The organism is Xanthomarina arctica (genome assembly GCF_014638915.1).
In the GTDB taxonomy this organism is placed as follows: domain Bacteria; phylum Bacteroidota; class Bacteroidia; order Flavobacteriales; family Flavobacteriaceae; genus Xanthomarina; species Xanthomarina arctica.
Window position 1 is genome coordinate 50,556 of sequence record NZ_BMFQ01000003.1, and the last position, 21,156, is coordinate 71,711.

Sequence of the window (21,156 nt, forward strand, 5' to 3'; positions counted from 1 at the left end):
GAAAAAAGTTATAGGATTATTGGCAAAATTTATATAATTATAGTACTATCCGGCGCTAATACCATGTAGTCAAATGATTAACAACTAAAAACCTTAATTACAATAAAGCAAAAAGCCAGTAAAAAAACTGGCTTTAAATTTTATAAACTAATTATATTTAGTTCCAGAAATACATGTTTGTTCTGGAACGACCGATACACAGTTTTTTATTCTATATTTTCTATGCTTCTGTATGCTTCAATGACTTTCTTAACTAATTTATGACGAATGACATCTTTGTCATCTAAAAAGACCATGCCTACACCTTCTACATTTTTCAAAATCAAAATGGCTTCTTTTAAACCAGAAACGGTTCTACGTGGTAAATCTATTTGTCCTGGATCTCCAGTAAGTAAAAACTTAGCGTCTTTCCCCATTCTAGTCAAAAACATTTTCATTTGGGCGTGGGTTGTATTTTGACCTTCATCCAGAATTACAAATGCATGGTCTAAAGTACGTCCTCTCATAAAAGCTAAAGGAGCAATTTGAATCGTACCATTTTCTATGTATTGCGCTAATTTTTCAGCTGGAAGCATATCTCGCAAGGCATCGTAAAGTGGTTGCATATAGGGATCTAATTTTTCTTTTAAATCGCCCGGAAGAAATCCTAGGTTTTCACCAGCTTCAACAGCAGGTCGCGTTAAGATAATACGTTTAACTTCTTTATTTTTTAAAGCTTGAACGGCAAGAGCGACACCTGTATAGGTTTTACCTGTCCCTGCTGGACCGATAGCAAATACCATATCATTTTTGCTCATAAGTTCAACCATTTTTCTTTGGTTGGCCGTTTGTGCTTTAATTTGCTTACCATTAACACCATGGACTATAATTTGCCCACTAGCATGACTTGTAGCATAATCTGCCTTACTATGACTGCTAAGCACACGTTCTATAACATTTTCATCAAGTTTATTGAATTTAATGAAATGCTCCATGAGCATGTTAAAACGTTTGTCAAACTCTTCTAACATTTCCTCATCTCCATAGGCCTTTATTCGGGTTCCTCTAGCAACAATTTTAAGTTTTGGAAAGTATTTTTTTAATAATTCAATATTGGCATTTTGCGCTCCAAAAAATTCTTTAGGAGAGACTTCTTCAAGTTCGATTATTATTTCGTTCAAAAGCTATAGGATTTAATTAAAATTATCAATTAAGATTTATTAGATTTGTGCTTAAACAAAGCTACACAATTTTAGTGTGAGTTATGTTAAAAAAATATCAACAATTATTTATGCCAATCATAACTTTAACAACCGATTTTGGAGAGAAAGATCACTTTGCTGGCGCTGTTAAAGGAGCTATTTACACTGAAATGCCAGATGTAAGAATTGTTGATATCTCTCATTCTATCTCTCCATTTAACATTCCGGAAGCAGCTTATATTATCCAAAATGCTTATAGCAGTTTTCCAAAAGGAACCATTCATATTATTGGAATAGATTCTGAAATGAATTTAGAAAATAAACACATTGCCATCAAGCTTGACGATCACTTTTTTATTTGTGCCAACAATGGAATAATGAGCATGATTTGTGCTGACATTGCTCCCGAAAAAATTGTTGAAATAAATATTCATGATCGTATTGAAACTAGTTTTCCTGCTCTCGATGTTTTTGTAAAAGTTGCTTGTCATATTGCTAGAGGTGGTACTCTTGAAGTTATTGGAAAAGTTATTAATTCCATAAAACCTATCAAAAATATTCTGCCTTTTGTCAATGACGAACAAAACCAAATTGTTGGAAGTGTTATTTATATAGATAATTACGGGAATGTGATTAGTAATATTAAGAAATCGTTTTTTGAGAAAATCCAACAAGGAAGGGCTTACGAAATTTCGGCAAGGAATAACACCTTCAAAAAAATCTATACCAAATATAGCGATGTCGTTAATTTTGATACACCAATTGAAAAAAGAAACGACGAAGGAAAGGGCTTAGTTGTTTTTAACTCGTCTAATTATTTAGAAATCGCCATTTACAAGAGTAACAGTCAGACTTCTGGGAGTGCGTCCACTTTAATGGGCTTGGATTTAATGGATTCCATTAGTGTTAACTTTTTAAACGAATAAACCTTAAAAGACTATGTTTGTACGAATTGTAAAAATGAGTTTCGATGAAAACCATATAAGTGATTTCCTTGAAAATTTCAATTTAAACAAAGAACAGATACGAAATTTTGAAGGCTGTCGGTTTTTAGAATTATACAGAGATAAAACAAATACCAACATATTTTTTACTTACAGCTATTGGAATACGGAAGCCGATTTAGAAGCTTATAGACATTCCAATTTATTTAAAAATGTGTGGAGTAAAACAAAACCACTATTTAACGCCAAACCAGAAGCTTGGAGTGTGGAAAAGCTTGATTCGCTTCAATGATAATTTAATTTAATATTGTGGTTTCGACTACGCTCAACCACCAAATACATATGGTTGACTTAGCGGAGTCGAAGTCAAATAAAACCTTAACAAAATGATTGCCATCTTAAGAAAAGAAATAAACTCGTTTTTCGCCTCGCCAATTGGCTACTTGGTTATCGCTCTTTTTTTACTGCTAAACGGCCTTATTTTATGGCTTTTTAAAGGAGAATTCAATATTCTAGATAATGGTTTTGCGGATTTATCTTCGTTTTTCCTCTTAGCTCCTTGGGTTTTAATCTTCCTGATTCCAGCTGTAACTATGCGTAGTTTTAGTGACGAAAAAAAGCAAGGAACCTTAGAGCTTTTACTAACCAAACCAATTTCTTTATTAAACATTGTATTAGGAAAATATCTAGGGGCATTCATTTTAATTTGTATGGCATTATTGCCAACCCTATTATATGTTTACACAGTGTATCAGCTAGGAAATCCAGTAGGCAATTTAGATATTGGTAGCACCTTAGGCTCTTATATCGGTTTACTATTTTTGGCGGCTTCTTACACCGCTATTGGTATTTTCACTTCTACCCTATCCGATAATCAAATTGTTGCTTTTATAACCGCTGTATTTATCTGTATCATCTTTTATATAGGATTTGAAGGCCTAGCCGATATGCTTTCCAACGCTTTTATAGAACAATTTGGAATGACAGCCCACTATAATAGCATGAGTCGTGGGGTGTTAGATACAAGAGATCTCATCTACTTTTTAAGTATTACCATATTTTTCATTGTGCTTACTAGTAAACGCATTACAACAAAAGGTTTTCAGAAAAAGGAAGGGATTTTTATTATTGGAATGCTAATAGGTTTAATTGTTTTAAATATCATTAGCGCTAATTTTTATGGCCGTTTTGATTTAACTTCAGATAAACGATACACCATTAGCGAATCTTCTTTAGGTATTATAGATGATGTGAATTCTCCAATACTAATTGATGTTTTTCTAGAAGGAGACGATTTCCCTTCAGAATTTAGACGCCTAAAATTAGAGACACAACAAATTCTAGAGGAGTTTGCTGCTAATAACAAAAACATCGTTTATCATTTTATAAACCCTATTGCAGACGAAGCTAATAGAGAAACCAACATTCAACAACTTAATAATCGCGGGTTAACACCCATGCAGTTAAGTGTTGAAGAAAATGGAAAAAGTAGTCAAGCCGTTATCTTTCCCTGGGCTTTGGCAAGTTATAACGATGTGACTGTTAAAATTCCTTTGGTGAAAAATAAAATTGGAGCCACACAACAAGAATTGGTAAACCATTCAGTACAACATTTGGAATATGCTTTTGCTGACGGATTTAGCAAGCTTGTAAATCCTAAAAAGAAAAAGATAGCTTTCCTTATAGGTAATGGCGAATTGAAAGGCCGTTATATTGAAGATTTCCTTAAAACGGTTTCGGAATATTACAATTTAGCTCCATTTACTTTAGATAGCGTTTCTAACAATCCAGAAAAAACCTTAGATCAATTAAAAGATTTTGATTTAATTGTTTCAGCAAAACCTACAGAAGCATTTACCGAAGATGAAAAATTTGTTTTAGATCAATTTACAATGTCTGGAGGAAAAAGTCTTTGGTTGCTGGATGCTGTTGCCATGGAAAAAGACAGTTTGTATAACACTGGAAAAAGTGTTGCTATTGCAAGAGATTTAAATTTAACCGATTTCTTCTTTAAATATGGTATTAGAGTCAATCCTGTGTTAGTAAACGACCTCTACTCGGCTCCTATTACACTTGCTATTGGTGAAGGTAGCGAAGCGCGTTTTCAGCAATTTCCTTGGTTTTATTCGCCTTTGGTGAATCCAGAAAGTCATCATCCAATTGTGAATAATATCAATTTGGTGAAATTTGATTTTGCCAATCAGATAGACACTTTAAAGAACGACATTAAAAAAACCATTCTATTAAAAAGTTCTATACTGTCTAAAATTGATGGCACTCCTAGAGAAATTAGTTTGGAAATGACTTCTGAAGAACCAGACCCTAATTTATACAACAAACCGTATCAAAACTTGGCTGTGTTATTAGAAGGTGAATTTACTTCTGTTTACAACAACCGAGTGAAACCTTTCTCTCTACCTAATGAAAAAAACATCAGTAAGCCTACAAAGATGATTGTGGTTGCAGATGGAGACATTATAAAAAATGAATTGGGCAAAAATGGCCCTGTTGAATTAGGTTTTGACAGAAGCTCTGGACAAGTCTATGGCAATAAAGAGTTTTTACTGAATGCCGTAAATTACCTTTTAGACGACAATGGACTTATAAACATTCGTTCTAAAGAAATTGAAGTATCATTTTTAGATTATAAAAAAGTAGCTTCAGAAAAAACAAAATGGCAATTCATAAATATCTTGTTACCACTAGTAATATTAGGTGTTTTCGGGTTTGTATTTAACTTTTACAGAAAGAAAAAATACGCTAAATAGACTCCTGAATTCACCAAAAGATTCCCGCTTTCACGGGAACAAGTTGTTAATAAGTTTGTTTCCTATATTAACAGCTATACGATATATTTGTAATAGTAATTAATCGAACTTAAAACGCATTTAATATAGATGAAATTTATAGTATCAAGTACCTATTTACTTAAACAACTGCAAGTTCTTGGAGGTGTTATAAACAACTCTAATACCTTACCAATTTTAGATAATTTCTTGTTTGAATTAGATCATACAGAACTTATAATTTCAGCTAGCGATTTAGAGACAACCATGTCTTCTAAATTAGAAGTCGAAAGTGATAACAGTGGTAGTATTGCTGTTCCTGCACGTTTACTATTAGAAACTTTAAAAACCTTTCCTGAGCAACCTTTAACTTTTGTTGTTGAAGAAAATAACACGATAGAAATAAGTTCTAATCATGGGAAATATGCTTTAGCTTATGCCGATGCGAACGAATTTCCAAAAGCTGTTTCTTTAGAAGATGCAACTTCAACTACTATAACAGGAGATATTTTAGCAACAGCTATTAGCAAAACTATATTCGCAGCTGGAAACGACGATTTACGTCCGGTAATGAGTGGTGTCTTTTTTCAGTTTTCTACTGAAGGTTTAACTTTTGTGGCTACAGATGCGCACAAATTGGTTAAATATTCTAGAGAAGATGTTCAAGCAGAACAAACTACTGAATTCATTATGCCTAAAAAACCTTTAAATCTTTTAAAAGGAATTTTAGCAGCAAGTGATGATAGTGTTATCATTGAATACAACGATTCTAATGCGAAATTTACTTTTGAAAACACGGTTTTAATTTGTCGTTTAATTGATGGAAAATACCCTAATTACGAAGCTGTAATTCCAAAGGAAAATCCGAATAGATTGGTAATAGACAGAACACAGTTTTTAAACTCTGTACGTCGTGTTAGTATTTTCTCTAATAAAACCACACACCAAATACGTTTAAAAATTGCTGGAGCAGAATTAAATATTTCGGCAGAAGATATCGATTACTCTAATAAAGCTGAAGAACGTTTAACTTGTGATTATCAAGGAGACGATATGCAAATTGGGTTTAACTCACGTTTTTTAACCGAAATGTTGAACAACCTAACTTCAAGCGAAGTGCAATTAGAAATGAGCTTACCAAACAGAGCTGGAATTTTAACTCCAATTGATGGTTTAGATGAAGGTGAACAAGTGACTATGCTTGTAATGCCTGTTATGTTGAATAGTTAACAAGTTCCTGCGAAGGCAGGAACCTTTTTAATATAAAAACCACTACTTTCTAGTTGTGGTTTTTTTTATTCGGCATCTACAATTGGAATATAAATCTAGCATAATCACTTTTTGGCCTCAAAGAAAGGGTTCATTTACTTTAAATACCTACAAGGTTTTTAAAACCTTGCAGGAAAATCATAACTACAAAAAAAATCAAATAATTTAAAATAAAGTTCAACTTCTTAGTTGGTTTTTTATTTACTCCCTTTCTATTTCAGAAATAAGCTGTTTGCCATAATAAAGCTCATAATGACTTTCTGTAAATGTGTTATGTACAATAAAATATATTTCAGCCGTAAACTGATCCATTTGTGTTGGAGAATAATAAACAGTTGAGAAAATCTCCTTTTTCTCTCCAGAAAATTCGGCTGCAAGCGATCTATTGGTACCAAATCTAATTGGCACTTCTAAATTAGTATAACCATCAAAAAGATAATCTTCAAAAGAATCTTTTACTTTAGCATCATATTTAGGAATTCCTTTATAGGGTTTGCCTTTTTTATCTTTTAAATTCTCTTTAAGATACATTTTACTGGTATAACCAGCACCAAAAAGAGATACTCCTTGATAACCTATATATTCGTTTATACGATATCTCATTTTATTTATAGTATCTACTAAACTAAAGGCATTAATATCTACAGGTTGGTTGTATAAAGCTTTAATCTTACATCTGGTCAAAATACGTTTGACTTGATCTCCTTTAACTTTAACATTCGATCTGGTATTAAATTTCTTTGATGTCTTTTTCGTTTTTAAAAATTCAATGCTCAAACTATCCGTTATAATTATTTCTTGGCTTACAACATATTGAACAGGTAGTAAAAATAGAAATACTAGTATTTTATTCATTAAAGCAGGTTTAATATTCTAAATGAGATTTCAATATACTAAAAAAACCATATTCAAGTTTGGTTATGCTTGAATATGGTTTTATTTTTTATTTCAATAAAGGCATTAATCAGCCAGTACAATATCTTCTTTACTATCTATCCAAGCTACATATAACTTGTGTAAAACAGATAATAAAACGGTTCCAATAAAAATTCCAATAATACCATGTAATAACATGCCACCCAGTGCTCCAAGAATAATTAGAATCATTGGAGTTTCTAAACCTTTAGCTAATAAAATTGGTTTTAAGACATTATCTAATATGGAGATTACCAGAATATATACTGTAAATACAGTTGCTACTACGGAGCTATCTGCTATTGAATATGCAATCAAAATAGTTGGTATAACCACAAGAGTAACTGGAATTTGAACTATAGCTGCTAACATAACAATGAAAGCGAAAATAGCAGGTGCGGGAATTCCCATCAGTTTAAACCCTACAAAACAAAGAAACGCTTGTATAATAGCCACAAACAAAATGCCTTTAACGACATTTCTAACGGTATCTCTTGCAATTAATAACATCTCAACACCTTTGTTCCCTCCTATTAGTTTGTTAGCAAAATCGCTAGCCGATTCGAAAGCTCCTTTAGAATTAGACATAAACATAACTGCTATTATAAACGATAATAAAAAAGCCAATACCGTTCCAATAATTCCAGTAAAGCTTTTTAGAGCCGATTTCCCCTTCTCTAACAGAACCTCTTTGTGTTCAATTGCGTATGTTCTAGAATTTGCTGAAAGGTCTGACCAATCATTATAAACACGTTCTCCTACAATTGGCCAGTCTTTTACTTTCTCCGTTGGAGGAGTAATTTCTAATTCATTGTTTTGAACAGCCGTAAACGTTTCTTTTAAATTACCAAACAAAGAACCTACCATAGAATATGTTGGTACAATTAATAAGGCTACCGCAATTATTGTAAAAATAAAAGTCGCTTTCTTTCTGTGTTTTTCTCCAAAAACATTAAGAAACTTTTGAAACAGTGGAAATAATGATACTGCTAAAATAACACCCCAAGTAAAAATCCCAATAAATGGTTTAACAAGAAAAAAGCCCCAAAGAATTAATAAGGAGATGACTATGAGTCTGATAAATTCTGTAATTGTAAATGATTTCATAATAATATAGATATTAGTTTGTTTGGTTCCATCCGCCGCCTAAAGCTAGGTATAATTTTACAACGGATTGCAATTGCGATTTATAACTTTCGGAAGCTGTTAATTGAACAGAAAAAAAAGTGGTTTGTACATTTAAAAAATCTAAAAAAGAAGTAGCTCCTTCATCATAACGAACCCAAGCCAGATTATAAGCTTCTTCAGCCAACTCCAATTGAAGTTTACGGATTTCAACTTCTTTTTTATAAGTATCTATAGAGATAAGGGCATCTTCAACTTCTTGAAAAGCTAATAAATAAGCTTGCTTATAATCTAAAACCATTCTATTATATTGTTCTTCTTCAATATTGATGGTGTTGTTTATTTTGTTTCCATTAAAAAGAGGCCCAACCATATTTCCCATGAAGCTTCCAAATATGGCAGAAGGATCTAACAGTTTCGCCCCCAAATTGAAATCAATCTGAAAGTTGGGATATTTAAAGGTTTCTGCCACCCCTAAAGATGCCAATTGTGCCTTAAGCAATATTTCCGCTTTTATAATAGAAGGGCGACGTCTTAATAATCCAGCAGGAACACCCACAGGTAACTCTGAAGGGAAAAGTTGTTCTTCTAATTTTTTCCCTCTAGGAATCTCCTTCGGGAAGCTTCCTAGAACAGTACTAATGGCATTTTCAATCTGTTTTCTGCCTCTATATAAAGATTGCAAGGTTACTTGAACATCCTTCAAACTAATACTAATTTGATTTACATCCACCTTAGAAATAAAACCACCATCATATCTGGCATCAATAATAGCTTTATATTTCTCCATGGAAACCTCCATCTGTTCAGATACATTAATCTGATTATCAATGGCTCTAAGCGTGAAATACAATTCTGCTATTTGGGAGACCATGGTAGCTTTAACTTCAAATACAGCCATTTCTGTTGCGAGATAGGCTTGTAGTGCCGCTTCATTTTGATTTGCTATTCGTCCCCAAACATCAATGGTATAAGATACCTGACCAAAAGCTGTAACAGAATTTTGAAACGATGGAAATAAAGATGTTTTAGATGTTTCTGCACTTAATCCATAATTTACCTCAGGGTATAATTGCGCTTTAGCAATAGCTAATTGTAGTTGAGACTGTTTAATGCCAATAATAATATTTTGAAGAGGTAAATTGTTATCCAGTCCTTCATGGATTAAATCCGTAAGTACCGGATCATTGAAAAAAGACCACCATTCTGTATCTGCAAGACTTAAAGTATCTGTAGTATGTGTTGAAAATGAAGCTGGGCTTTCAGTTTGAGGTGCCACAAATTCATTTTGAACCTTACAACCGAAAAACGAAAGACAAAGGAGCAAAACGACAATATGAAATAAGTTATACTTTTTCACTTTCATAAATACTTGGATCATTAAAATAAGTAACAACTTTATATGCTAAAACTACGTAAACTACTGCCATACCAATTCCAAATAATCGTTCTACCATAGTATCTCCAGCAGAGTCACTTGAGCTAGAAATAACACCCATTACTAGAAAAAATGTTCTAAAAGCAATGGCATAAATAGGAACTGTTTTTTTGCCTGAAAATATCTGATATGTAAAAAACAAACTAATTACAAAGGTTAAAAATATGTAAAAAAAGAATGTAGGTGTAATAGTAAGTAAATTATAAGCAATTATACCACTTACGCCTCCTAACACATTAGCCAAAATAAGTACAAGTCCTTTCTTCGATTTATAAATCAATGGATCTAAGCCTAAAATAAGAATAAACACAAAAGTTAAAACGAGCGCGTTGGGTCTAAAAAAATAGAAATATAAAACTGCAGGCATCAAAACAAACAACCCATTTAAGGCTATTTTATTTAAGTTATAAGCTGGTTCAACTTCTTCTTTTTTATCAGGTGTTTTGTCTACGGTTGAAGGTTCTGGAAAAAACAAAAAAGCCAATTGAGTAACACCTAAAGCTATGGCCAAATTTAATACCATATCCAATAAAATTAAATCCCCAAGAGGCTCAGCTGTTAAGCTTAAAAAAGGAAGTAAAAGCGTTAGTATTAAAAATAACAGTCTTACAGGTTCTGGAATTTTAACCAACCTAAAAGACCAAAAAATAACGAGTGCTAATATAAAAAGAGTTTCCAAAACATAATCTTGAACAAAACCTCCTATAACCAAACCAAACAAGCCAAGAATATATAAGCCTATGATGGCCGCAAGTGATTTTTTTAAGCCTAAAGCATTTTTCCCTTTATCGAGTAACATTAAAGCAAAAATGGCAGAAATTTGAGGCAAAAGAACATTATTTGTTGTGGCTATTAACAAGGCAGAAACAACACCTAATAAACATCTAATAATGGCTCTAGTTTGTTGAGTTGTATTTATATTTATAGCCTCACTATCTAACATAAGAGACTTTTGAAGTTAACCACATTTTAAATTTAGCTAGACTATTTAAAATAAAACTATCACCCGTAAAAACAACCACATTAGCTTGACTGCCTTGTCGTAATTTTTTATAAACCTCATCATTTTCTAAAGCTATAATAACAGGAAAACGCTGTTGTTCCCGCAACCATCCTTGCTGACTTCTTACTGTTGGCAAATCGGCCGCATTGGTGTTTTGAGTTTTTACACCATAAGCAATACTGGTTACTTTAGCTTTATAAACTTCACCTGCATCAATATCGAAAGTAATGCTTGCTTGATCATTAACTTTTAAATGACTTAAATTATTTTCAGTGAAATTGGCTTGTATCCAAATGGTTTTATTCGAAATCAAAGAAGCTAAAGCTCGACCAGCAGAAGCAAAATAGCCGGTTTCAACATTAAAACTTTCTATAACACCATTTGAAGGTGCAATAATAACGGTATGTTCTAAATCCCAATTGGCTTTTTCCAATTGATTTAAAGCACCTTTAACTAAAGGATTATTAGCATCTAATGGCCCTAAAGCTGTTTTTTGACCTTCAAGATTAGCTTCCGCAGTCGATACATTCTCAATCGCTGTTAAATAGGTAGATTCTGAACGGTCTCTATCTGCCTCAGACAAAGCGCCTTCATATTGAGTCATAACACGCTTGGTACGATCCCAGTTTTTAGTAGCACGATCTAATTTAACACGCGAACTATTTAATTGTGCAGATGCTGCTTTTAAGCCTGAAAGACCCGCTGATAAATTTTGAGTCACGTTCTCCAAATTAATTTCAGCTTGAACTACAGCAATTTCATAAGGCGTTCTATCGATAAGAAATAACGTATCTCCTTCTTTAACTTCAGAATGCAAACCAACATCAACCCTCGTTACATAACCACTAACCATAGGAGCCAAAGATAAATTCAATCCTTGGACACGAGCCTGATTAGTTGAAGGCGTAAACCTACTACCCATCACATTAAACAGCATGATAACAAACGTTAAAACAACAACTATGATGCTTATTTTTTTTGCTGAACCTTTATTTGCTCCCATTAATTTGAATTTTGATTTTTGTAAATTTGTTGTATTAAAGAATACATCATGGCTGTGGACCAGCCAATTAACATAATGCCATTAATAGCCTCAATACCTGATAATATACGCCAATTGTCTGTTAAGGTTAAATCTCCATAACCTAATGATGTAAAGGTAACCATAGAAAAATACCATGCTTCCGAAACACCTGAAAATAACTCCCTAGTTTCAGGAATAAGCATATAAGTAAATGCCCAAAGCCAAGTTTGTAAAAAATGTAAGATGGAAAAAAATAAAAATGACGTTATTAATAATCGTAAAGCAACCTTTGAATGGTCAAATTTATTTCTATTCTCAAATGAAGGTATTATTTTTTTAAGCCACATTACATTGCCATAAGCCTGAATAACCACACTTATTATTATAATTAGGCTTCCTATTAATAGAGATAAAATCATTTTGTTCTAGAGTAATTATCACAAAGAAAACAAAAATAATAACTTCGAATACCCTAAACACATAAAATACAATGGAATGTATTCTGCTTTTTAATTTTAGATGAAATATAATTCAATTCCTAAAATCAAGAATAAAATAATTAAACAACTAAAAATCATTAACATACGTTTTCTAAATGAAGTAATTTGTGATATTACCATTTAAACAACGTATTATGAAAGCAAAAGATTTAGAAATTAAAAATGCTCACTTTTCAATGAGCATTTTCAGTTTACCTTTATTTATAAATTTTTAACTAATAAAATTAAATGATAAAGGGTATGTTGGTGATTCGCCATTATTGGCTTTTATTGCATTGATAATTGGAAAAATTAAAGAAATAAATCCGATAACAATTAAACCTACAATGCCTAATCCAAGTAATAAAATAGCCGGAACACAAATGATGGCATAAATAAGCATGCTTAACTGAAAGTTAATAATTTGCTTGCCTTGTTGGTCCATTTCAAAAACTTTATCTTTTTGAGTAGACCACAAAATTAGTGGGACAATAAGTCCTCCAAATCCTGTAATAAAAGTCAATAGCTGACTTAAATGTGTGATAACGATTAATTGATTGTCTTTTCTCATGATGGTTAATTTTAATTGATTGATGTGCTTATAAGACGATCAAAATGTTAAAATGTTACACCTTAAGCTAGAATAACTTCAATTATTTAACAGAACAACCTACACCTTCCTTTTTAATACCTAATTTTACTAAAATGGTTTCCAATAAACACCATTTAGTAAAGGCAGATTGGATTAGATTTATTCCTATAAATACTGTAAACCACATCCAATTTTGATTGACGTAAACAGTTAACACAACGCTTAAAAGCACCATGACACCTACTATGATTCTAAAATATGTATTTAACATTTTTATTTATTTTTAAGTTTAAATATACTTTTCTATTGGAACAACAACCGCCTTTATAGGATTGTTCGTTTCTAGACTCGCGTTAAATTCTTTTATTAAGCTGAACAAAACATCAATGTTAGAGTCTTCTGTAAAAGAAAAAAACAAACTAGATTCGTTCCCTCCTTTTTCACCTGAAAACCAATTGGAAGCCATTAATACAGAAGAGCCATTTTTATAACCATCAATATCTGAGCTACTAAAGTTTTCAATATTGGCGTTTTTAAAGAGTTTCAAAACATCTTTTTGAAATTCTTCCACTGCTGTAACTATTACTAATTTCATTTTTTTTAATTTTTATTTCCCGCAGATTTCGCTGATAATCGCAGATTTTTACTAACTTTTTTCTGCGTTAATTTGCGAAATCTGCGGGACAATTATCAATTGCTTTTACTTATAATTCTTTTTTTCAATCATATAATACACAAGTGGCACCACCAATAAAGTTAAGACTGTAGAGACAATAGTTCCTCCCATAAGCGAGATAGCCAAACCTTGAAAAATAGGGTCAAATAAAATCACGAAAGCTCCAATAACAACCGTTCCAGCTGTTAATAAAATAGGTGTCGTTCTTACCGCTCCAGCTTCAATAGCAGCTTGTTTTAAGGGTATACCTTCTGATGTTCTTATATTAATAAAATCAATTAGTAGCACCGAGTTTCTAACCATAATTCCAGCTAAAGCAATCATTCCAATAAAAGATGTTGCCGTAAAAAATGCTCCCATAATCCAGTGACCTAATATGATTCCTATTAAGGATAATGGTATGGCAACCATCATGACAATTGGGGCTTTAAAGTTTTGAAACCAGCCAACAATTAAGATATAAATTAGAATAATAGCTCCTAAAAAAGCAATTCCTAAATCTCTAAATACTTCTAAGGTTATTTGCCATTCTCCATCCCATTTTACAGTATAATTATCTTCAAAATCTGGTTGTCCTAAATACATTTCATTTAATTCATAACCTTGAGGCAACGGAATTTCTTTTAGTTTATCTTCCATTCCTAAAATAGCATAAGCAGGACTTTCTAGCTCTCCAGCCATATCAGCCAATACGTAAACGACGCGTTTCTGATTTTTACGATAAATACTTTTGGCACTTGTGGTTTCATGAATAGTTATTAAATCGGCAATAGGAACCAAATTCCCTTGATTAGATTTCACTTTTAATTGAGAGATATCTGAAAGTGTTGATTTCTCTTTTTCATCTAAAGCCAATACCAAACCTACTTGGTTAACAGCATCTTCATCATATAACGTAGTAACAGCTCTGTTAGATAAGGCCATATTCATGGTATAAGCAATTTGCTGAGGAGCAACACCATACAACATCGCTTTTTCTTTATTAATATCGAATTGGTATTCCGTTTGATCGCTTTCTACCATCCAATCAATATCTACCACATCATCTGTGTTTTTTAAGATGGTTTGAATGCTATTTGCTATTTTAATTTGCTCATTATAATCAGGTCCATAAACCTCAGCAACAATAGTTGACAATACTGGAGGTCCAGGTGGTACCTCCACCAATTTTACATTGGCATTGTATTTTGAAGCAATTTTTTGAATTTCTGGACGCAATAATTTTGCAATGTCATGACTTTGAGCACTTCTTTCTCCTTTATCTATTAAATTCACTTGAATATCGGCCATATTACTTCCTCCACGCAAATCGTAATGTCTTACTAAGCCGTTAAAAGTTATTGGTGCTGATGTTCCAACATAATTCTGATAATTCACCACTTCTGGACGCGTAGATAAATATTGTGAAATCTCTTGAACAACAACTCCAGTTCGTTCTAAGGTGGTTCCTTCTGGCATGTCAATGACTACTTGAAACTCGTTTTTATTATCGAAAGGCAACATTTTTACTGCAACTGATTGTGTAAAAAACAGTACCATCGTAGCCAATAAGATAACAAAAGTTCCTCCTAGAAATAACCAACGCTTGGTTTTATTTTCCAACAAAGGTCTTTCAAACTTATTGTAAACTTTATATATAAGGGTTTCTTCTAAGGGTTTTTCTACTTTTTCTGGTTGCCCCTTTTTGTCTTTCTCTCTCAAGAAAATATAACCCAAATAAGGTGTAATAGTTAAGGCTACAAAAAGAGATAGTATCATTGCTATAGAAGCACCAATTGGCATTGGAGCCATATATGGTCCCATTAAACCTGATACAAATGCCATAGGTAGTACCGAAGCTATAACCGTAAATGTGGCTAAAATAGTTGGGTTTCCTACTTCATTAATAGCGTATAAAGCGGCTTGCTTAAAAGGCAAACGTTTCATTTTAAAATGCCTATGCATATTTTCAGCAATAATAATGGAATCGTCTACTACAATACCTGTTACAAATACCAATGCGAATAAAGTAATACGGTTAAGCGTATAATCCATCATATAATAGCTCAATAAAGTTAGAGCAAAGGTAATTGGCACGGATAAAAACACGACCAAACCACCACGCCACCCCATGGCAAGCATCACAACAAGCGTTACAGCAAAAATGGATCCTATTAAGTGCCATAATAGTTCTGATACTTTATGAGATGCGGTTTCACCATAGTTTCTAGTTATTTCCACATGAACATCGTCTGGAATTAAAGTGCTACGTAAATGTTCCACTTTATCCAAAATGACTTCCGAAATTTTCATGGCATCTGCACCTTTTCTTTTAGCTACAGAAATAGTAACAGCTGGATATTCAGATTTGTAATCTGCCGACTTAATACTTCCTTTTCCAAATCCTAAACTTACGTAGTCTTTTGGTTGTTCGGGACCATCCAAGATGGTTGCTATTTGCTTTAAATAAATGGGTTGATTTTGTTGCACACCAACTACTAGATTCTCAACATCTGTAACAGTCTCTAAAAACTTTCCAGTGTTTATAAGAAATTCTGTATCGTTTTTATCAAAACTCCCTGCACTTAATTGTGTGTTATTGGCTTTGATCATTTCGGAAACCGAAAGAAAATCTAATCCACTTGAAGCTAATTTATCTTTATCTAAAACCACACGTAATTGACGGTTTCTTCCACCAATTTTATGGGTAATCGACACATCATTTATTTTTTTAATTTCACTCTCCAATTCTAGCGCCATTTGACCCAACTGATAATCGTCATAATTCTCACTCCATAAAGTTAAGCCTAGCATTGGCACATCGTCAATAGCACGTGTTTTCACCAAAGGAAAAGTAACTCCTTCTGGCATTTGATCCATGTGCTTATTGATTTCGTTATAAAGTTTTACAAACGAACGCTCAATATCTTCACCAACATAAAACTGAACGATAACCATCCCTTGCTCCTTCATAGAAGTTGAATACACATATTCCACCCCTTTAATATTAGAGATCAATTTCTCTAAGGGCTTGATAACTCTAGACTCAACTTCCGTTGGACTTGCTCCTGGATATCCAACAAATATATCGGCCATGGGCACATCTATTTGTGGTTCTTCTTCCCTAGGAATTAAAAACGAACTGTATACACCAACAACCATAAATACAATCATTAAAAGCACTGTTAGCTTAGATTGCATAAAGATTTTTGCGATTTTTCCTGCGATACCTTCTTTCATTTGAATTATTTTTTTTTCATTCCCACGAAGGTGGGAATCTCAATATTATATTTTTTTATTATGAGCGTTACTTATTACTCATACTTGTGAGGTGTTTTTATCCTGAATCAAGTTCAGCACAGGCCTTGAATGTATAATCTCAAAACTGGAACTGAGACAGTTTACTGAACACTTACTTTAGCTCCATTAAACAGTTTTCCTTCAGATGAGACAATATATCCTTCATCTGCTGATAAACCTGATAAAACTTCAACTTGATCTCCATAAGTTCTACCTAAACGCAACCAGCGTAACATAGCTGTATTGCTTTGACTCACTGTGTAAACACCAGATAATTGTCCGTTTGTTATTAGTACTTCTGTAGGGATTAAAACGATTTCTGAAGTCGATTTTTTTTCAATAGGAAATTGTACAGTTGTAAACATGCCAGATAGGATATTGGTATCCGTTTTATCTAAAGCTATTTTTACTAAGTATTGACCTCCCGTATTTTTAGCCGAAGTACTTACCTCTGTAACTTTACCCTTTAAGATTTTATTTATCGCTTTTACAGAAACATCAACAGCAATGCCGTTTCTAATTTCTGAAATTTCAGTTTCTGGCACCATGGCCATGACTTCAAAATTACCTGGAGCTTCAACTGAAATTAGAGGTTGTCCTGGGTTTGCCATATCCCCTTCTCTTACCGTTTTTGAAGTAATTACACCACTAAAAGGTGCCGTAATATTTGAATAAGCAAATTGCGCATTCACCTCATTTTTCATTTGCTTTGCACCTTCCAAACGAGCTTTTGCCATTTCGTAGTTTGCAGTTATATCGTCTAACTCTTTTTGAGATGCGCTATTATCGGCATACAGACTTTTAAAACGGTTATAGTCTTTTTGTGCATTGTTAAAAGCAACGGTAGCTTCAGTAATACCAGCATCTACTTGAGCTCTTTTAGCTTGTAAATCGGCATTATTAATGGATATAAGTAATTGTCCTTTCTTTACTTTATCTCCAACTTTTACATGCACTTTAGTTACATAACCCATCATTCTAGTGCTTAAATCTGCACTATTAACCGATTGGATTTTACCACTAACAGCTAAAAATGGACTATTATTTGCTTCAGTAATTTGATTAACCTGTACTTGAATTGCAGGAGAATTATCTACTATTGCTTTTTTTTCATCATTACCACAACTCGTTATAAATATAGATGCTGTAGTTAGGCTTAATAGGTATATATACTTTTTCATTTTAAAATTATCCTTTAGTTAAAAATTGTAAATAAGCTTGTGCGTAATTGTATTCAAATATGGTTTGATAATATTCTAATTGCTTTTGCGAATATTGGGTTTCGGCTAACAGCAAATCGGTTGTTTTTTCCAAACCTTGTTCGTATCTATTTGTTCTAATTCTTAAGGACTCTTCAGATTGTTCTAGAGATAACTTTGTTAAAGTCAGTCTATTTTCAGCATCAGTTAACATCCGTTTTGCTTTGTTTAATTCTAATTGGTTTTGAGATACATATTGTTCATATTGCAATTTAGATTTATCGAAAGCGGCTTTACTTTTTTGAGACTTCCCAAAACGTTTGCTTCCGTCTAAAATGGTCCAACTTAATTGGGCTCCAAAAATATAACCACTAGCATCACCTTGAAAAATTTGATCATCATAAAGTTCATAACTCCCAAAAGCATTTAGTGTTGGTAAAAACGACATGTTATCTGCTTTATTCATGGATTCGTAAGCATTTGAAGCTAACATCATGGCTTTGATGTCTGATCGGTTTTCTGAAATAGTTTCAGAATTCATCATATTAAGACTTTCCATTTGTAAACTATCTGACGGCTTATATATCACATCGCTAGTTTCATTCATTAAAAATGACAAATAATTTGAGGCATTCTCAACATTGCTTTTAGCTGTTTGAAGTTGGTTCTTAACTTCATTCACACGAACTTCAACAGATAATACATCTGCTCTTTGAAGATAGCCTTGTTTAAAACTATTGTCTGCTAACTTTTTATTTTCATTAGCCGTTTCCAAAGCTTTCCCCATGACGTCAATCCCTTTATAAGCTAATTGCAATTGCATGTATGCTTTTTCAACTTCAAAAGCATAAAAATCTGAAGTACGTTCTATTTGCAAGGCTTGAGCTTCCATTTTAGATTTAGCGGCTTTACGTTGATACATACCATCTACATTTATTAGTGGTTGTTGGATTTCAAAACGTGTCGCAAAATTTTCTACTTGTCCTGGATTATTTAATAATTCAGGATTAAAATCTGAAGCTGTTAAAATTCCCTGATTTAGTTTAGAACCAAAAGCCATCAATGGATTGGTTGTTGCCATTCCTGTATGAGAAGCAGTAATGTTTGGTAAAAACACAGCATTGGTTTGCTTAAAATCTGCTTTAGCTTCTAAGTATTCTTGTTCAGAAATTTTAATAGCTCTATTTTCTTCTGAAACTTTAGTCAAGACTTCAGCTTTTGTAATAGGCAGTACTTGTTGCGCCTGAACAACTAAGGTTGCAATTAAAAAACTTAAGCTTATGATGTATGTCTGCTTTTTCATTTATTATCATATTTATTACTGCAAATTTATGTTTATAAAACATGCTGGTCAGTAACATAAGTTACCAAAGAGAAAGGCACTCTTTATACAAAGAATGCCTTTACAAACCAACCAAAAATCACTGACAATAAATTTGTCAGTTTACTTTACGCATTACTCCATGTCCTCAACAACAATGACTAAAACCTCAAAACTTAAGTATATAAATTTGAAGAAATAGCTAGTAGGATTCATCATTTTAGATTGTTGACATTTGAGAAGCGCTGTATCAAAACACTATGCTTATTTCTCTTTAAACCAACACTTATAAATTCATTAAAATGGAACAAAAACCACTTTATACAACAAAAATAAATCAATATATAATAACACTTAGTAACTAATGTTACTTAACAAAAATGAATTCTAATTAAATCTGCTATTTTAATAAACAAACACAATATTTCTTTTATCATTCCTTCTCGAATGACAAAATATCCTTAAATTTATTCATATTATTTTTTTTTAAAATTCTTATGAATATTACAGCTGCATATACCGATCTCTATCAAATTACAATGGCTCAAGTTTATTTTGGCACGAAACCAAATGGACGCGCTGTTTTCGATTATTATTTTAGGCACAATCCATTTAAAAGTGGTTACTCCATTTTTGCTGGATTGGAAGATGTTTTGGGTATTCTTGAAACCCTTAAATTCTCTGAATCTGATATTTCATATTTGAAACAAAAGGGATTTGAAAATGATTTTTTAGACTATTTAATGAATTTTCGATTTAAGGGAAATATTTATTCTAGTAAAGAAGGTGATGTTGTATTCCCTAACCGACCAATTTTACAAGTGGAAGCTAATATTATAGAAGCCCAGATTATTGAGACCCTTTTATTAAACATCCTTAATTTTCAGACTTTGATTGCTACAAAAGCGAGCAGAATAAAATTTAGCGCTAAGGATGGGATTTTATTAGATATGGGGTTACGTCGTGCACATGCTACAGGTGGCTATTATGCGTCTAGAGCGGCTGCTATTGGAGGTTTTGACAGCACCAGTAATGTTAAGGCCGCCGAAGATTATAACATTCCTTCTTCAGGCACTATGGCACACTCTTTTATACAAAGTTATGATGAAGAATTACAAGCTTTTCGAGATTTTGCTAAAATGCGACCAAATAATTGTGTCCTACTAATAGACACTTATAATACACTTAAAAGTGGTCTACCAAACGCCATTACTGTAGCCAAAGAAATGGAGAAAAGTGGTGAGAAATTATTTGGAGTTCGTTTAGATAGTGGAGATTTAGCCTATTTGGCTAAAAAAACACGAGCTGTACTAGACGACGCTAATTTGGCTTACGTAAAAATTGTAGCATCAAACCAACTAGATGAATATGTTATAAAAAGTTTGAAGGAACAAGGTGCGCCTATTGATATTTTTGGTGTTGGCACAAATCTAGTTACAGGAAAACCAGATGCTGCCTTAGATGGCGTCTATAAATTATCAGAATACAATGATACACCAAGAATTAAACTTTCTGAAAATATTATTAAAACGTCACTGCCTTCTAAAAAACAAGTTTACCGCATGCTAGATGATAATGGCATGTTCTACGGAGCAGATGCCATAGCTCTTTTTACTGAATGTAATGTTTCACTTATGGAACATCCATTTGATTCTACAAAAAGTTTAGATATTAGTTCTTTTAAACATGAACCCTTGCTTGAACAAGTTATGAAAAATGGAAAAAGAATACTCCCTTTGCGTTCCGTCATGGAAATTTCGGAATATTCTCAAGCGCGTTTAAAACAACTTCCGAATGAATACAAGCGGTTTCAGAATCCACATATTTACAAAATTGGATTGAGTACACTGCTCAAAAATGAACGCGACACTTTAATTAAAAAACATAAATTCTAAATTGAATAGTAACGTTTTCAAAAGCTACTT

18 protein-coding genes are annotated in these 21,156 nt (G+C 32.7%); 5 read left to right on the forward strand and 13 right to left on the reverse strand.

Features of this window, described 5'->3' with window-relative positions; all coding sequences use genetic code 11:
• Positions 1-206: 206 nt before the first annotated feature.
• Positions 207-1,160: a PhoH family protein gene (locus IEV77_RS11515; protein ID WP_188464984.1), complete on the reverse strand. Its 954-nt coding sequence runs from the start codon at positions 1,158-1,160 to the stop codon at positions 207-209.
• Between the two features lie 110 nt (positions 1,161-1,270).
• Between IEV77_RS11515 and IEV77_RS11520 the strand changes: the two genes are divergently transcribed.
• The 4 genes from IEV77_RS11520 (at position 1,271) to dnaN (ending at position 6,141) form a co-directional block, all read left to right on the forward strand.
• The gene (locus IEV77_RS11520) at positions 1,271-2,107 is read left to right on the forward strand and encodes an SAM hydrolase/SAM-dependent halogenase family protein (RefSeq protein WP_188464986.1); all 837 of its coding nucleotides are present in this window, start codon (positions 1,271-1,273) and stop codon (positions 2,105-2,107) included.
• A gap of 13 nt (positions 2,108-2,120) precedes the next feature.
• Positions 2,121-2,417, forward strand: coding sequence for a putative quinol monooxygenase (locus tag IEV77_RS11525; RefSeq protein ID WP_188464988.1), 297 nt, complete (start codon positions 2,121-2,123; stop codon positions 2,415-2,417).
• Positions 2,418-2,511: 94 nt separating this feature from the next.
• Positions 2,512-4,893, forward strand: coding sequence for a gliding motility-associated ABC transporter substrate-binding protein GldG (gldG, locus tag IEV77_RS11530; protein ID WP_188464990.1), 2,382 nt, complete (start codon positions 2,512-2,514; stop codon positions 4,891-4,893).
• A 129-nt stretch (positions 4,894-5,022) separates the two neighbouring features.
• The gene (gene dnaN / locus IEV77_RS11535; RefSeq protein WP_188464992.1) at positions 5,023-6,141 is read left to right on the forward strand and encodes a DNA polymerase III subunit beta; all 1,119 of its coding nucleotides are present in this window, start codon (positions 5,023-5,025) and stop codon (positions 6,139-6,141) included.
• Between the two features lie 240 nt (positions 6,142-6,381).
• On the opposite strand, the gene IEV77_RS11540 is transcribed toward dnaN, so the two are convergent.
• From IEV77_RS11540 to IEV77_RS11595, 12 genes are all read right to left on the reverse strand, one after another.
• Complete coding sequence (locus tag IEV77_RS11540; protein WP_188464994.1) at positions 6,382-7,035, reverse strand: hypothetical protein; 654 nt, start codon at positions 7,033-7,035, stop codon at positions 6,382-6,384.
• 105 nt (positions 7,036-7,140) lie between these two features.
• Positions 7,141-8,202: an AI-2E family transporter gene (locus IEV77_RS11545; RefSeq protein WP_188464996.1), complete on the reverse strand. Its 1,062-nt coding sequence runs from the start codon at positions 8,200-8,202 to the stop codon at positions 7,141-7,143.
• A gap of 13 nt (positions 8,203-8,215) precedes the next feature.
• Positions 8,216-9,586, reverse strand: a complete 1,371-nt coding sequence (locus IEV77_RS11550) for an efflux transporter outer membrane subunit (protein ID WP_229736659.1) — start codon at positions 9,584-9,586, stop codon at positions 8,216-8,218.
• On the reverse strand, positions 9,567-10,601 hold the full coding sequence (locus IEV77_RS11555; RefSeq protein WP_188465000.1) for a hypothetical protein: 1,035 nt from the start codon (positions 10,599-10,601) through the stop codon (positions 9,567-9,569). The genes IEV77_RS11550 and IEV77_RS11555 overlap by 20 nt, the downstream gene beginning before the upstream one ends.
• Entirely contained in the window at positions 10,591-11,664 is a 1,074-nt protein-coding gene (locus IEV77_RS11560; RefSeq protein WP_188465002.1) for an HlyD family secretion protein, read from the reverse strand. Before IEV77_RS11560 ends, IEV77_RS11555 begins: the two co-directional genes overlap by 11 nt.
• Positions 11,664-12,104: a potassium channel family protein gene (locus tag IEV77_RS11565; protein WP_188465003.1), complete on the reverse strand. Its 441-nt coding sequence runs from the start codon at positions 12,102-12,104 to the stop codon at positions 11,664-11,666. The genes IEV77_RS11560 and IEV77_RS11565 overlap by 1 nt, the downstream gene beginning before the upstream one ends.
• A gap of 292 nt (positions 12,105-12,396) precedes the next feature.
• A complete protein-coding gene (locus IEV77_RS11570) occupies positions 12,397-12,735 on the reverse strand; it encodes a DUF4870 domain-containing protein (protein ID WP_188465005.1) in 339 nt (112 codons plus the stop codon).
• Between the two features lie 82 nt (positions 12,736-12,817).
• Positions 12,818-13,027 carry a YgaP family membrane protein gene (locus IEV77_RS11575; RefSeq protein ID WP_188465008.1) on the reverse strand — a complete coding sequence of 70 codons (210 nt, stop codon included), beginning with the start codon at positions 13,025-13,027 and terminating at the stop codon, positions 12,818-12,820.
• A gap of 18 nt (positions 13,028-13,045) precedes the next feature.
• On the reverse strand, positions 13,046-13,351 hold the full coding sequence (locus tag IEV77_RS11580; RefSeq protein WP_188465011.1) for a hypothetical protein: 306 nt from the start codon (positions 13,349-13,351) through the stop codon (positions 13,046-13,048).
• Between the two features lie 105 nt (positions 13,352-13,456).
• Positions 13,457-16,651 (reverse strand): efflux RND transporter permease subunit, encoded by a 3,195-nt coding sequence (locus IEV77_RS11585; RefSeq protein WP_188465012.1) that lies wholly within the window; start codon positions 16,649-16,651, stop codon positions 13,457-13,459.
• A gap of 161 nt (positions 16,652-16,812) precedes the next feature.
• Positions 16,813-17,892 carry an efflux RND transporter periplasmic adaptor subunit gene (locus IEV77_RS11590; protein WP_188465014.1) on the reverse strand — a complete coding sequence of 360 codons (1,080 nt, stop codon included), beginning with the start codon at positions 17,890-17,892 and terminating at the stop codon, positions 16,813-16,815.
• A 7-nt stretch (positions 17,893-17,899) separates the two neighbouring features.
• Positions 17,900-19,213: a TolC family protein gene (locus IEV77_RS11595; protein ID WP_188465016.1), complete on the reverse strand. Its 1,314-nt coding sequence runs from the start codon at positions 19,211-19,213 to the stop codon at positions 17,900-17,902.
• Between the two features lie 515 nt (positions 19,214-19,728).
• On the opposite strand from IEV77_RS11595, the gene IEV77_RS11600 reads away from it, so the two are divergent.
• Positions 19,729-21,126 (forward strand): nicotinate phosphoribosyltransferase, encoded by a 1,398-nt coding sequence (locus IEV77_RS11600; protein ID WP_188465018.1) that lies wholly within the window; start codon positions 19,729-19,731, stop codon positions 21,124-21,126.
• Positions 21,127-21,156 lie beyond the last annotated feature (30 nt).

Excerpts from the sequence above, each read along its gene's own strand:
- IEV77_RS11520 (WP_188464986.1), top strand. The coding sequence starts at position 1,271 with ATGCCAATCATAACTTTAACAACCGATTTTGGAGAGAAAGATCACTTT.
- IEV77_RS11525 (WP_188464988.1), top strand. The coding sequence starts at position 2,121 with ATGTTTGTACGAATTGTAAAAATGAGTTTCGATGAAAACCATATAAGT.
- gldG (WP_188464990.1), top strand. The coding sequence starts at position 2,512 with ATGATTGCCATCTTAAGAAAAGAAATAAACTCGTTTTTCGCCTCGCCA.
- dnaN (WP_188464992.1), top strand. The coding sequence starts at position 5,023 with ATGAAATTTATAGTATCAAGTACCTATTTACTTAAACAACTGCAAGTT.
- IEV77_RS11540 (WP_188464994.1), bottom strand. The coding sequence starts at position 7,035 with ATGAATAAAATACTAGTATTTCTATTTTTACTACCTGTTCAATATGTT.
- IEV77_RS11545 (WP_188464996.1), bottom strand. The coding sequence starts at position 8,202 with ATGAAATCATTTACAATTACAGAATTTATCAGACTCATAGTCATCTCC.
- IEV77_RS11550 (WP_229736659.1), bottom strand. The coding sequence starts at position 9,586 with ATGAAAGTGAAAAAGTATAACTTATTTCATATTGTCGTTTTGCTCCTT.
- IEV77_RS11555 (WP_188465000.1), bottom strand. The coding sequence starts at position 10,601 with ATGTTAGATAGTGAGGCTATAAATATAAATACAACTCAACAAACTAGA.
- IEV77_RS11560 (WP_188465002.1), bottom strand. The coding sequence starts at position 11,664 with ATGGGAGCAAATAAAGGTTCAGCAAAAAAAATAAGCATCATAGTTGTT.
- IEV77_RS11565 (WP_188465003.1), bottom strand. The coding sequence starts at position 12,104 with ATGATTTTATCTCTATTAATAGGAAGCCTAATTATAATAATAAGTGTG.
- IEV77_RS11570 (WP_188465005.1), bottom strand. The coding sequence starts at position 12,735 with ATGAGAAAAGACAATCAATTAATCGTTATCACACATTTAAGTCAGCTA.
- IEV77_RS11575 (WP_188465008.1), bottom strand. The coding sequence starts at position 13,027 with ATGTTAAATACATATTTTAGAATCATAGTAGGTGTCATGGTGCTTTTA.
- IEV77_RS11580 (WP_188465011.1), bottom strand. The coding sequence starts at position 13,351 with ATGAAATTAGTAATAGTTACAGCAGTGGAAGAATTTCAAAAAGATGTT.
- IEV77_RS11585 (WP_188465012.1), bottom strand. The coding sequence starts at position 16,651 with ATGAAAGAAGGTATCGCAGGAAAAATCGCAAAAATCTTTATGCAATCT.
- IEV77_RS11590 (WP_188465014.1), bottom strand. The coding sequence starts at position 17,892 with ATGAAAAAGTATATATACCTATTAAGCCTAACTACAGCATCTATATTT.
- IEV77_RS11595 (WP_188465016.1), bottom strand. The coding sequence starts at position 19,213 with ATGAAAAAGCAGACATACATCATAAGCTTAAGTTTTTTAATTGCAACC.
- IEV77_RS11600 (WP_188465018.1), top strand. The coding sequence starts at position 19,729 with ATGAATATTACAGCTGCATATACCGATCTCTATCAAATTACAATGGCT.